The organism is Streptomyces sp. BBFR51, assembly GCF_044591655.1.
In the GTDB taxonomy this organism is placed as follows: Bacteria; Actinomycetota; Actinomycetes; order Streptomycetales; family Streptomycetaceae; genus Streptomyces.
The window spans coordinates 8,436,854-8,448,858 of the sequence record NZ_CP172448.1 but is presented as its reverse complement, the minus strand read 5'-3'; the positions used below and the strand labels follow the sequence as shown (position 1 = coordinate 8,448,858).

11 protein-coding genes are annotated in these 12,005 nt (G+C 71.4%); 4 read left to right on the top strand and 7 right to left on the bottom strand.

Going from position 1 to position 12,005, the window contains the following annotated elements:
• Positions 1-187: 187 nt before the first annotated feature.
• The 3 genes from ACGH7X_RS38425 to ACGH7X_RS38415 form a co-directional block, all read right to left on the bottom strand.
• Positions 188-2,368 (bottom strand): hypothetical protein, encoded by a 2,181-nt coding sequence (locus ACGH7X_RS38425; RefSeq protein ID WP_399894992.1) that lies wholly within the window; start codon positions 2,366-2,368, stop codon positions 188-190.
• 54 nt (positions 2,369-2,422) lie between these two features.
• On the bottom strand, positions 2,423-2,899 hold the full coding sequence (locus ACGH7X_RS38420) for a nuclear transport factor 2 family protein (RefSeq protein WP_399894989.1): 477 nt from the start codon (positions 2,897-2,899) through the stop codon (positions 2,423-2,425).
• A 229-nt stretch (positions 2,900-3,128) separates the two neighbouring features.
• Positions 3,129-4,319 (bottom strand): cytochrome P450, encoded by a 1,191-nt coding sequence (locus tag ACGH7X_RS38415; protein WP_399894987.1) that lies wholly within the window; start codon positions 4,317-4,319, stop codon positions 3,129-3,131.
• 168 nt (positions 4,320-4,487) lie between these two features.
• Between ACGH7X_RS38415 and ACGH7X_RS38410 the strand changes: the two genes are divergently transcribed.
• Genes ACGH7X_RS38410 through ACGH7X_RS38395 form a run of 4 tightly spaced genes read left to right on the top strand, consistent with a single transcriptional unit; the run spans position 4,488 to position 6,575 of the window.
• Positions 4,488-5,189, top strand: a complete 702-nt coding sequence (locus ACGH7X_RS38410; protein ID WP_399894984.1) for a haloacid dehalogenase type II — start codon at positions 4,488-4,490, stop codon at positions 5,187-5,189.
• Positions 5,190-5,247: 58 nt separating this feature from the next.
• Complete coding sequence (locus ACGH7X_RS38405) at positions 5,248-5,442, top strand: hypothetical protein (RefSeq protein WP_399894981.1); 195 nt, start codon at positions 5,248-5,250, stop codon at positions 5,440-5,442.
• Positions 5,436-6,425, top strand: a complete 990-nt coding sequence (locus ACGH7X_RS38400) for a sterol carrier protein domain-containing protein (RefSeq protein WP_399897654.1) — start codon at positions 5,436-5,438, stop codon at positions 6,423-6,425. Before ACGH7X_RS38405 ends, ACGH7X_RS38400 begins: the two co-directional genes overlap by 7 nt.
• Before the next feature lie 24 nt (positions 6,426-6,449).
• Complete coding sequence (locus ACGH7X_RS38395) at positions 6,450-6,575, top strand: VOC family protein (RefSeq protein ID WP_399897651.1); 126 nt, start codon at positions 6,450-6,452, stop codon at positions 6,573-6,575.
• Positions 6,576-6,604: 29 nt separating this feature from the next.
• Here the strand turns inward: ACGH7X_RS38395 and ACGH7X_RS38390 are convergent, their stop codons facing one another.
• The 4 genes from ACGH7X_RS38390 to ACGH7X_RS38375 form a co-directional block, all read right to left on the bottom strand.
• Entirely contained in the window at positions 6,605-8,359 is a 1,755-nt protein-coding gene (locus ACGH7X_RS38390; protein WP_399894978.1) for a lysyl oxidase family protein, read from the bottom strand.
• Between the two features lie 213 nt (positions 8,360-8,572).
• On the bottom strand, positions 8,573-9,481 hold the full coding sequence (locus ACGH7X_RS38385; RefSeq protein ID WP_399894976.1) for a class I SAM-dependent methyltransferase: 909 nt from the start codon (positions 9,479-9,481) through the stop codon (positions 8,573-8,575).
• Positions 9,482-9,507: 26 nt separating this feature from the next.
• A complete protein-coding gene (locus tag ACGH7X_RS38380) occupies positions 9,508-10,596 on the bottom strand; it encodes an NAD(P)-dependent alcohol dehydrogenase (RefSeq protein ID WP_399894973.1) in 1,089 nt (362 codons plus the stop codon).
• Position 10,597: 1 nt separating this feature from the next.
• A complete protein-coding gene (locus ACGH7X_RS38375) occupies positions 10,598-12,001 on the bottom strand; it encodes an aldehyde dehydrogenase family protein (RefSeq protein ID WP_399894970.1) in 1,404 nt (467 codons plus the stop codon).
• Between the last annotated feature and the right edge of the window lie 4 nt (positions 12,002-12,005).

The window sequence follows — 12,005 nt, the reverse complement described above, 5'->3', positions numbered from 1 at the left end:
CGGGCGAAGCGTCAGCTCCGGGCAGTACAACCCGTGGTGGTGACACGCGCGTAGTCGACGTGGCGGCGGGTCACGAGCACGGTCATGAGGCCAGGTAACCACACGCCGAAGCCGAAGCACCAGTACAGGGGCGCCTACCCGCTCCCCCGCCATACGCCCGCAACACAACCGCCATGAGACGCGTCCCTCAGGCGCCGAGCGCGGCGACGAGGTCCGGGATCAAGGACGCGTTGGGGTGGCTCAGAGGCACGGTCAGCACCGGCTTCTCGACGCCTGCCCGGTAGACACAGATCATGCCGTTGGACAGTTGCGTGGCGCCGATCGACTCCCAGGGCAGGGTGAGCCGTGGCTTCGCACACGTGATGCCGCTCCGGTTCACCTTCAGGCTGCCGCCGACCGTGATGGTCTCACCACGCCGGACCCGGGCCACGAGGTCGGTGAGCAGCCGGGGCTCCAGGTACTGCCTGACGAGGTTCACCAGGAACGTCCACTCCGCGGGCTGGTCGGCTCGCCGTCCTCCCTGGTAGAAGGGCACGCGGATCACGGGCCCGCCGTAGTACGGGTACCTGCCCACCGCGAACTCCCACGTACTGTCGTGGGTCGTCGGGAACAGGAAGCGCTTGGTGGCGGTGTGGGTCGCCGCATAACCGACCCATTCCACCTCGTCGAGGGCGAGCGAGTGTCTGCCGAAGGTGATCACCTGCGGGTCGGCGTAGAGACGTTTCCGGCCGATCCGTGTGTCGAGGACCGGCACCGGAGGGGACTGCGCCGGACCCGTCGGGGAGGCTACCGCGCGGTCCTGTCGCTGGTCGGATGCCGGCGTCCTCCCACCGGTGGCCCGCGGTGCCGTGCGGGGCGTGGGACCTTGCCGGCCCTCGCTGTCGCCTGCGACGTACGCGGACAGCCACGCCGGCGTCTGTGCGCGGGGGTAGGCGGCGAGGTCGTCGCGGTAGTGCTCGGGGCTCAGCAGGTGATCGTCCGGGAGGCGCTGGTCGCCGTAGTCGTAGTCCGTGGTGATCTGGGCGCTCGATCCGGCGCTGTGGCTGACGGTGAGCAGCAGACGCCACCACGGGCCGGCCGGCATGCGCGCGGCCAGGTGTCGCTGCCTGCGGACCAGCAGGGCCGTCTGCTCCGGGACCCGAACCTCGGTGCTCCGGTCTCCGGACCAGAACCGCAGCTGGGCGACCTCGCCCGAGACCGTGAAGGAGAACACGGCCGCGAAGCGGTCCCAGCCGGCCGCCGGGCCCAGCAGGGCCAACTGCTGTGTGATCGGGGCGAGAAGCCGGGACGCCCTGGCCGCGGCCACCTCCTGGGAGGGGGCGTCGATGGTGAACGAGCTGATACCCGCGGAGCCCTGCGACGCGGAGTCGAGCCGTGTGACCTCGTCCCAGAGGTCGGCCATGGACTGTTCCTCGGCGGGCGTGCGGCGGACGTACGCTTCTTCGGCGGTGAACATGTCCTGCGCCTGCTGCGGAGGGATCGAGCTCGATATCTCCTTGACCCGTCCGATGTCGCTCACGAGGAACACCGACCGGCCCACCGGCATGTCCAGGAACGCCATCGGGTCTGTTTCGTCGATGTCCACGGGGGCGTACACGCTCCAGCCCGCCTCGAAACGGTCCGCCGCCAGCCCCTCGGTGGGGTAGTCCAGGCGTCGGCCTCTGATCCGGTCCACGACCAGTGAGATCGCCCGCGCCGCGGCCATCCGCCCGCCCTCGGGCGTGGGGACATGGTCGAGAGGGTGACCGACGCCGTCACCGCCGAGATCGGTGACGGCCGGCACCGGGCCCTGGTAGTGCTGGGTGAGGTCGAACCAGAGGCACACCTCCTCGGCCGTCTCGACATCGACGTCGGCCGCGATCACCGACCAGGAGTTGCCGGCGCCCCGCCCGTAGAGCGTGACCACGTCGGCGCCGTCCACGCCGGCCACGACGTAGTTCGTCTCGTGGAGACCGCCGAGTCGGGCTGCCTCGGCGAGCGTGGGTGGCGAGGCGCTGACGCGCTCCCCGTAGGGTTCTCCGTCCACGTCGACTGCGGTCAGCACGTAGTCGCCTTCAGGGGTGGGCTCGTACTCGAAGCCGACCTGAGGTCCGTCGTCCCGGGCGGGCCGCGGCCGGCACTGGGCATCATGTCCGCGGCGTATCTCCACGACGACGGGGGCCGGGGCATCGGCGGCGAGGACCGACCAGGTGCCGGTGGCGTCTTTCCCGTAGAGCGTGATGTCGTGGCCGTGACGGACCGACACGTAGTTCACGCGGTGGCTGTTGCCGTATGCGGCGGCTTCGTCGAGGGTCGGCGCCGCGGGTGCGACACGTTCCGCGAGGCGTTTGCCGGAGGCGTCGGTGGCAGCCATCACGTGCTCGGTCATCCGTCCTGCTCCTGTCGCGATGGGGATGGGGGTGCGGTGCAGGTCTCCGCAACCCTAGCGGCTGACGACTGCAGCCTGCCGGGGACCGGAAGGGGCCACCGCTTCGAATGCCTGGGCGACGGCGAGGCTGTCCTCGTACACGTGGTGCCGGGTGACGAGGCCGCCCTCGACCGTGAGGTGCAGAGCGAACCGCGCGCGATACGCACGGCCGGTGGGCCGGGCGGTCTGGCGGATCTCGCCGAGCACGACCGCGTCGTTCCCGTCGACGAGGATCCGCTCGACCTCGGTTGCCACCCCCTCCGGCAGATGGTGCTCGGCAAGCTCGCGGTAGTGGGCCGCCGCGTCCGCGCGGGTGGCCCGATGGCGGATCCATGGCGTCGCGGAACGGCCGTGCTCGGCCTCCGGCCAGTCGAGCTTCCAGTCGCCCTGCTCGGCGTACAGCTCGGCGATGCGCTCGGGGTCACCCTCGCCGATCCTGCGCAGCAGTTCCTCAATCACCGTGCGTGTGTTCTTGGGTGTGTCAGTGGACATGGCCGGCCTCTCCCTCCTGGCCCGCATCCCGTCGATGCGGAGAGATCGCCCATCTTGCCGACGCGGCCCGCGCGTGGCGATTACCTGCGGGGTAGGGGGGCAAGCGCCGCGCCGACCAGCACAGGTCTTGATCGGCGTCTCGCGTACCGCATACCGCATACCGCATACCGTCAGGACGGTGGAATCAACGCACCGGCCCGCCGACCGACTCGATGCGGCGGCAGTCCTTTCAGTTGGCGTCTCGGACGTCCCAGTGGGCCGTGAGGCGTTGGGGCTTGCGGAAGACCAGGCCGTACGGGGAGCTTGTCGACCGGTCGTCCAGGCGCAGGGCCGGCAGACGGTCGAGACAGGCGCGCAGGGCCACGCGGGCCTCCAGGCGTGCCAGGTGGGCGCCCAGGCAGTAGTGGGGGCCATGGGCGAAGGCCAGGTGGGAGCGGGCGTTGGGGCGGCGCGGGTCGAAACGGTCGGGGTCGGCGAAGACCGCGGGATCCCGGTTGGCGCCGGCCAGGGAGACGACGACCAGGTCTCCGGCGGCGATGTGGGCGCCCGCCAGTTCCGTGTCACGTGTCGCGTAGCGGTCCACCACGGCCGCGCCGGGCTCCAGCCGCAGCGACTCCTCGATGACGTTGTCGAGCACTTCGGGCTGCTGGCGCAGCAGTTCGTCCGTGCCGGGGGTGCCGAGTATGTGCAGCAGCGCGTTGGTGATCATGCCCTCGGTGGTCTCGATGCCGCCGAAGAGCAGCACGGCGGCGTTCGAGGCGATCTCGTGGGTCTGCAAAGCGCCCGTGGCGGCCCGGACGAGCAGGGAGTCCTCGCGCCCGGCGTCCACGGTGCCGGCGACCGCCGCGCGCAACGCGGTGTACGCCGCAGCCCCCTCGTCTCCGGCCGCTCGGCCGCGGGTCAGGGCGTCGACGGCGCTCACGATCGCGTCGTACCAGGCGAGGATGCCGGACACGGGTACGTCGCGCAGGCCCAGGACCTCGGCCATGACCACGGCGGCGAGCGGCCCGGCGAACTGCCTGCGCAGATCCGCCCCGCCGAGCGGCGCCAGGCCGTCGAGCAGCCGGTCCGTCTCGCGGCCGACCGTCCCGGCGAACGAGGACTGTACCGCGCGCGGACGGAAGGGTTCGGTGAAGGGCTCACGGTGCCGGGCGTGCTCGGGTCCGTCGAGCGACAGCATGCTGGGACCGGTGACCCGCGCGGTGGTGAACCGCGGGTCGTCCACCGTGAACGTCCCGGCGTCCCGCATCGCGGCCAGGGCGGGGTCCCGTCCGGTCACCATCCACCCGCCGACGGCCGGCACCCATGCGACGGGGGCCTGTGCGCGAAGCGCGGCCAGGTGCGGGTGCGGATCCTCCGCGAGAGACGCCAACGAGACGTCCGCGGCCCCGTACGCTGCGGTTTCCCCGTTCACGACCATCTGTTGAGTCTACTTCTGCCGCCCGGTGCGGAACACCGCGAGGGTCGAGGCCCGGTGCGGTCGGGGAATCCGGGTGCCGCCCCACTGTGTTCGTCTCATCGTCAGCCTTCCGCCAGTGCTTCCAATTTCGTCACTGCTTCTGCTTCTGCTTCGTCCAGGAGGCCTCCCATGTCAGAGCCGGAGATCGATGTCCTCGTGTTCGACGTGCTCGGCACGCTCGTCGACGAACCTGCCGGTATGCGCGCCGGCGTTCGTCGGCTCGACCCATCGCTCGACGATCCCGGGGTCGAGCGGCTTGTGTCGCTGTGGCAGGAGCACGTCGACCGCGAGCAACGGCGCATCCTCGGCGGCGTCCGGCCCCATGTCCCCAGTGACGCCCTCGACCTGGAAGCCGCCCGGATCGTCGCCGATGCCGCCGGAGTCGACGGGCCTGCCGCGGTCGGGGCGCTGGCGCTGTCCGGTCGCACGCCGCCGCCGTGGCCCGACACCGTGGCAGGGCTCGCGCGACTCGCCGAACGGTTCCCACTGATCGGACTCTCCAACGCAAGCCGGACGGCGCTGCTGGGACTCAACGCCCATGCCGGACTGCGCTGGCACCAGGCCCTGTCCGCCGAAGACGCCCGGACCTACAAGCCGGACCCGGCGGTCTACCAGCTCGCCGTCACCGTCTCCGGGCGACCGCCGGAGCGGCTCCTGATGGTCGCTGCCCACGCCTGGGACCTGCGCGCCGCACAGAGCCTCGGCCTGCGCACCGCCTACGTTGCCCGCCCCGTGGGTGACCCGCCCGCCTCCTCCGACCGGTTCGACCTGTACGCCGACGATCTGGCCGACCTGGCCGGCCAACTCGGTGACGCCCAGACGTTCACGTGACGCCCGGCGCGACGACAATTCGATCGCGACGCGGCTCGATGTCCGCTACACAGGGGCCGTGACCGATCCCTGTCTTCTCCGTCCCGTCACCGGCGACGACTTCGCCCTCTGGGCCCGCGTGTTCGCCGACACCTACGGCAATGACCTGTCCGACGAGGAGCTGGCCGGGGAGCGCGCCGCCATCGAACTGGACCGCGCGATCGGCGCGTTCGAGGGTGCGCAGCCGGTGGGAGGCACCGCCGCGGCATCCTGACCTCGCTGACCCGCAGGCAGCTGATCGGCCTGCACGAGGCCGGCGGCGAGCCGATCGCCGTACTCCGCCCGTCCGAGGCCGCGATCTACGGCCGCTTCGGCTACGGGCCGGCCACGGTGGGGAACCAGCTCCGTTGCGAGAAGCGGTCCATGCTCTTCCGCCCCGGAACCGACTTCGCCGACGGGACCGTCCGGCTCCTGGACCGCGACCCGGCCCGGCCCGGCCCGGCCCGGCCCCTGATCGAGCCGGTCTACGACCGCGTCCGCACCACCTCCATCGGCTGGCCCGACCGGGCCGATCGGTTCTGGGACAGCCGGCTCGACGACGCCCCGCACGCGCGCGGGGGCGCCACGGCGCTGCGCTGCGCCGTGCACCTCGACCATCGCGGCGACGCCACCGGCTACGCGCTCTACCGGATCAACGATGCGCGTGACGCACTGGGCGGCGACACGAGCGCGGTGCGGGTCGTGGAGCCGGCGGCGGCCGGTCGGCAGGCCTACGCCGTGCTGTGGCGCTTCCTCGCCGGCATCGACCTGGTGCCATGGATCGAGTACGAGGCCGCCGCGGACGAACCGCTGCCACACCTGCTGACGGATCCACGGGCACTCCACTCGACCGTGGTCGACCGGCTGTGGGTGCGACTGGTCGACGTCGACCGTGCCCTGGCCGGTTGCCGCTACGCCACCGCGCTGGATGTCGTCCTGGACGTCGAAGACGACTTCTGTCCCCGGAACACCGGACGATACCGGCTGCGGGCCGAGCCGGACGCGGTCACCTGCGAGCGCACGCAGGCCCCCGCCGACCTCCATCTCACCGCGGCCGCGCTCGCGGCGGCCTGCCTCGGGGGCACGACACTCGCGTCCCTCGCGGCCGCAGGCCTGGTCCGGGAAGCGCGGGCCGGTGCGCTGGCCCGCACCACCCGGGCCTTCCGCGCCGACCGCGAACCCTTCTACCCCGGCGGCCGGGCGTTTCCCGCCTTCTGAACGCGCCCCCCTTGCGGCGGCCTTCTGGCCGAGTGCGGGGCCGGCCGCCTCGTCGATCTCGGCGCCACCGTACTGGCGCGACACGAGGAGAACACCGTGCTCGCCGTCCCCGAGGGGAACGAGTTGTGCCTGTTCCGGCTCGGCTCGTAGGGCGTCGGTGAGAGGCGGCCGACGGGCGATCAGTTCGCGTCGACCAGGTCGTGGGCCGGTACGGTCACCGTCCGCTTGTCGGGCTTGCCGCCGAGCACGATCTTGCGCAGGGCGCTGTTGTTGTCGACGTCGGTTTCCTTCAGCCGCTTCTCCGGGTTGGCCAGTACCTGGATGTAGTACGTGCCGTTGGGCACGTCCGTGATGTCGAAAGACTGGCCCGGCAGGTCCTGTGAGTAGGTGTCCCCGGAGCCGACGTCCAGCACCTCACGCACGGAGATCGAGTTCTCCTCGCCGCAGGCGGTGGACAGATCGGTGTTGAACGGATGCCAGTTGGCGTTCTTCACCGTGTAGTCGATCGCGTCGGTGTTGGCCAGGCAGAAGGCCTCCTTGCCGCTGCGCACGGCCTCCTTCTTGTCCGCCTTCAGCAGCCGGTAGCTCGCGAAGTCCGTGAAGTGCCAGTGCACATGGCCCGGACGCGGGTCCCATTCCATGGTGCCGGTCGGGGTGTAGCCGACCTGCTTGCCCTTGGCGTCGTAGAAGTACTGGTAGGCGTCCATCTTGTCCTTGCCGGGCGACCGGAAGCCGTCCACCACGAGTTGCGCCGGACCGGCGTTCCACACGTTGGCGCTGAAGGCCAGATAGTCCTTGCCGGGGATGTCCTGCTCACCGTCACTGACGACGATGCCGTAGGCCGGCAGCGAGCGCAGGTCGGGCTTGGGCACGTCCGGGACGGAGGCCGTACCGGCGGGCCGCTTCGACAGCGGTTGGAGCGCCGGGGCCTTGCGCGATCCGTCGGTCTGGCCACCCGTGTCGCCGACCCGCGTCGAGCGCGCGGCCTGCTGCTTCTTCAGCGCCCACGGCAGGGCGGGCGGCGCCGCCTTCAGGGGTCCGTGGCCCGCGTTGTACGAGGGGCCGGCGCCGCTCGTGACCGGCGCGGCGGACTGCGCGGGCGTCGGGGCGTGTCCGGGGCCGTGGCCCGCGTGCGCGGTCGGCGCCTGGTGGGCGGCTCCGTGTCCGGCGTGCCGGCCTGCCGCCGCGGACCGGGAAGCGGGTTCGGTGGCGCTCTGCTCGTCCTCGTAACTCCGCTCCTGCACCGTTACCTTGACGGTGGCCGGCTTGTCGGCGATGCCGAACAGGTCACGGTACTTCTTGGCGACGCCGACTTTGGCGGTGTAGCTGCCGGCTGCAAGCTTCACCGCCTCGGTGTAGGAACCGGCGTAGGTGTTGGCCGCCCAGCCCTTCTCCACGCCCCATACCGAACCGAGGGTGAACGGATTGGTGGGGCAGCTCTCCGGATACCTGGAGGTGGCGGGGGCGTCGGGCCGCACTCGGCCGCTGGCGTTGTTCGGGCAGAAGTCCTCGCTACGGCTGAGGACCTTCTTGCCCGCCTTGTCCGTGACCGTGATCTCCGCGAAGCCGGGCAGTCCGGAGAAGTCCTTCACCGTGCCCTTGGGCAGCGCCTTGGCTTTGGCCTTGCCGCCTTCGTACACGGTCTGGGTGATGGTCACGGGGTCCTTGTAGGACTTCCGGGTGACCTGCAGCTCCAGCGGCGTCCCCTCGGCGGTGAGGTAGGTGCCGAGGTCGAGGTAGACGCCCGGGTCCTCCTTCCAGGAGGTGAGCGTGATCGAGGCGGAAGCGGCGATGAGGCTCAGTTCGGGCCCTGTCGCCGCCGTCGCCGGCTCCGCGGTGGCCGCCACGAGCCCGGCCGTCACGGCCAGGGCGGCTACGGCCGTGGTGCCGGCGAGCAGCGGACGCCGCAGCCGGGTGTTGTGCGTTCTGGTCATCGATCCCTCGTCCCTGGCAGTGTGACGGGACACTTGCTGTGCCCGCGCTGTGAGAGGAAGGGACCGGATACCCGGTTGTCCGGAAGGTGGAAAACCGCGGGATGTTGGCCGGATCGCTCGGTCGCAGACGAAATCAGGCTGAAGTCGCGGACATGGCGCACTCGGTGACGAGCCGTTTGGTAAAAGGTCCGGCGGCGGCCGCCCGTGGGAATGCTAGGGGTTCGGCCTGGTCGCGAACACCCACCGATTGCCGGCCAGTGCGTCGTTCCGCTCGGGCAGCGGGCCCCGCCCGTGCCGGTGGGTGAAGTCGAAGGGCGTGTGGACCGTTGTGGACCAGCCCTGGTCCGTCAGACGGGCCACGGAGTCGGGGCGCGTCTCTCGGCTGAACAGGCTGAGCAGGTCGATGCCGAGCTGTTGACGCGTCGAGGTGTAGAGCGGGCTGTCGCGGTACTCCAGCAGGTCCTTGTCGAGCTTGACCTCGAATGCCAGCGCGCTTCCCTCCGCACTCAATCGGTCCACCGTACTGATGAGAGAGGTCTCGGCCGCGCCGGGCAGATAGAACAGCAACCCCTCCGCCAGCCAGGCGGTGGGTGCCGCCGGGTCGAAGCCGGCGGCTGCCAGCGCGCTGACCCAGTCGGTGCGCAGATCGGCTGGGATCGGTACGCGTGTTGTCTTCGGTGTGGCCGCCAGTTCCCCGAGGACCTTGTGCTTGAACGCCAGCACCCCTTCCCTGTCGATCTCGTAGATCACGCACTCGGCAGGCCAGTCGAGTCGGAACGCCCGTGAGTCCAGCCCCGCCCCGAGCAGCACCACTTGGCGGGCGCCGCCCGCGTGCACCGACTGGAGCAGGAAGTCGTCGAGGACCCGGGTCCGCAGGCCGAAGTAGCGAGCGAATCGTCCCCACAGCGGGTTCGAGTCCCCGTCCGGGACCTGGCGGATGCGCACCGGCCAGCCGGCGGACGCGGGTGCGGCGCGTACGAAGTGCTCCGCGTAGTCGTCCTGGGCCAGGCTGTCGGGGCGGTGGGTCTCGATCGCCCGGGCCGCCGCCACCAGGAGTGCGGTCAGGCCGACGCCTCCTTCCACGCCTTCCACACCGGTGTTTCGCTGTGCGGTGTCGACCATGTGTTCTCCCTCGGTGTGACCAGAGATCATGGGATCAGGACCGGTTTGACGACGCGGCCCGCGTCGCAGTCGCGTTCGGCCTCGTTGATGTCGGAGAGCGGATAGGTGCGGATCAGCTGGTCGAAGGGGAACCGCTCGGCCTGCCACAGCGCGGTCAGCCGCGGGATCAGAAGCCCGGGGACCGCGTCGCCCTCGCAGATGTGGGAGATTCCGCGGCCCCGGTCGAGTGCTCCGGGTTCGAGCGGCAGGGCGGTGTGGAGGCGTGCCACCAGGCCGAGGTGACCGGTTGGGCGCAGGGACCGTAGTGCGTCGTTGATCAGCTCGGTGGAGCCCGTGGTGTCCAGTGCGTACTGCGCGCCGCCGCCGGTCAGTCGCCGGATGCGGGCGGGCAGGTCGGTGGACGCGGCGTGCAGGGGGATGGCGTGGAATCGCTCGGCGAGGACCAGGCGTTCGGGGTGCCGGTCGACGGCCACGGTCGCCGCCCCGGCCGCGGTGGCCGCCATCACCGCGGCCAGCCCCACGGCTCCCGCGCCGAAGACGGCGAGGGCGTCACCGGGGCCGACGCGCAAGGAGTTGAAGACCGCTCCGGCTCCGGTCAGGAAGCCGCAGCCGAGCGGCCCGAGCAGTTCGACGGGCAGCGAGGGATCGACCCGCACGGCGTTGCGTGCCGAGACCATCGCGTACGCGGCGAACGAGGACTGTCCGAACCATCGAGGGGCCAGTCGGCCCCCGCTCGCATCGGTGAACCGTGCGGCGTTCTCCTCGCGCCCGCCGAAGAGGTTCAGCGAGGCGAAGGAGTCGCAGTAGGCGGGGGCCGCGCCCAAGCAGCTGTGGCAGTGTCCGCAGGAGTCGAAGCTCAGTACGACATGGTCGCCGATGTCCAAACCGGTGTCCGCGCCGCCCGTCCGGACCACGACTCCGGCTCCCTCGTGCCCGAGCACCGCCGGCAGCGGGGAGCGGCCCGCCGAACGCCGCACCGCGAGATCGGTCCGGCACATGCCGCAGCCCGCGATGCGGACCAGGATCTCGCCCTCGGCCGGACCGGCGTTCAGCATCACCTCCTCGACGGCGAACCGGCTGTCGTAGGAGCGCAGTACCGCCGCGGGAAACCTCATGTCAGGCCTCCTCCCGGCGGTGCACGACGAACGGTCTGAGGTTTCCGTAGAGGCCCCACGGACCGCCCGCCACTCCGACACCGCTTTCCTTGATGCCCGCGAAGGGCTGGGCGAGGGACAGCTCGGCATGGTGGTTGATCCACGCCGTTCCGCACTCCAGGCGGTCCGCCACGGCCTCGGCGCGTTCGAGATCGGTCCCCCACACCGAGCCGCCCAGTCCGAACCCGGTGCCGTTGGCCGCCTCGACGGCTTCGTCGACACGGTCGTACGGCAGGACCGGCAGGACCGGGCCGAACTGCTCCTGCGTCACCACCGGGCTGTCGGGCGGCACGCCGGCCAGGACGGTCGGGGCGAAGAAGTAGCCCGAGAGGTCGAGGCGGTGGCCACCGGCCGCGGCTCGGGCACCGTCTGCGAGCGCCTGGGCCGTGTAGCGCTCGATCCGTGCCAGCTGGGGGCCGTTGTTGAGCGGCCCCAGCTGTGAGCCCGGGTCGAGCCCCGCTCCGACCACGGCCGTCTTGGCCCGGTGCGCGAGGGCCTCGACCACCCGGGAGTAGAGCCGGGCCGGTGCGTAGACGCGCTTGACCGCCATGCAGACCTGACCGCAGTTGCGGAACGCCGCCCAGAACAGCCGGTCGGCGATCCGCTCCACGTCCACGTCCTCCAGCAGGACGGCGGCGTCGTTGCCGCCCAGCTCCAGGGTGACCCGGGCGAGCGAGGCCGCCGCGCTCTCGGCGACGGCCCGTCCGGTGGGGATCGAACCGGTGAAGGTCACGTGGCGGATCCCCGGATGCGACGCGAGTCGTGCGCCCAGGGGTTCGCGACCGGTGACGATCGTCAGGACGTTCTCGGGCAGGGCGCCGGCGACGACGGACCCCAGTAGCCGCGTGGCAAGGGGGGTGTACGGGGAGGGTTTGAGGACCATCGTGTTGCCCGCGGCGAGCGCCGGCGCGAACTTTGCCGACGCGAGCTGGAGCGGGAAGTTCCACGGGACGATCGCGGCGACGGTGCCGAGCGGTCGCCAGCGGATCTCGCCGCGCACCGGTCGGCCGTCCGAGATGGGCTGTGGCTCCGGAACCAGTTCCGCGAAGTAGCGCAGTCGGGCGGCCGTTCGGGCGACCTCCGCGTACGACTCGGCCACGGGCTTGCCCTGTTCACGGGTGAGCAGCGGGGCGAGATCGGCCGCGGCCGCCTCCACGGCGTCGGCCGCAGCGAGCAGCGCGGCCGTACGTGTGGCGGCGTCGGCTCGCCAGTCGCGCCAAGCGGCTTGCGCCCGTTCGACAACGGCGTCCAGCTCGTCGGGGTGTTGGTCGGGCGCCTCGTCGAAGGCCACGCCCGTCGCCGGATCGACGACGGCGAGGCGCCCGGCGTGGCTTGTGGGCGCGTCACGGAAGCCGTTTGCCCGCATGGCG

Excerpts from the sequence above, each read along its gene's own strand:
- ACGH7X_RS38425 (WP_399894992.1), bottom strand. The coding sequence starts at position 2,368 with ATGACCGAGCACGTGATGGCTGCCACCGACGCCTCCGGCAAACGCCTC.
- ACGH7X_RS38420 (WP_399894989.1), bottom strand. The coding sequence starts at position 2,899 with ATGTCCACTGACACACCCAAGAACACACGCACGGTGATTGAGGAACTG.
- ACGH7X_RS38415 (WP_399894987.1), bottom strand. The coding sequence starts at position 4,319 with ATGGTCGTGAACGGGGAAACCGCAGCGTACGGGGCCGCGGACGTCTCG.
- ACGH7X_RS38410 (WP_399894984.1), top strand. The coding sequence starts at position 4,488 with ATGTCAGAGCCGGAGATCGATGTCCTCGTGTTCGACGTGCTCGGCACG.
- ACGH7X_RS38390 (WP_399894978.1), bottom strand. The coding sequence starts at position 8,359 with ATGACCAGAACGCACAACACCCGGCTGCGGCGTCCGCTGCTCGCCGGC.
- ACGH7X_RS38385 (WP_399894976.1), bottom strand. The coding sequence starts at position 9,481 with ATGGTCGACACCGCACAGCGAAACACCGGTGTGGAAGGCGTGGAAGGA.
- ACGH7X_RS38380 (WP_399894973.1), bottom strand. The coding sequence starts at position 10,596 with ATGAGGTTTCCCGCGGCGGTACTGCGCTCCTACGACAGCCGGTTCGCC.
- ACGH7X_RS38375 (WP_399894970.1), bottom strand. The coding sequence starts at position 12,001 with ATGCGGGCAAACGGCTTCCGTGACGCGCCCACAAGCCACGCCGGGCGC.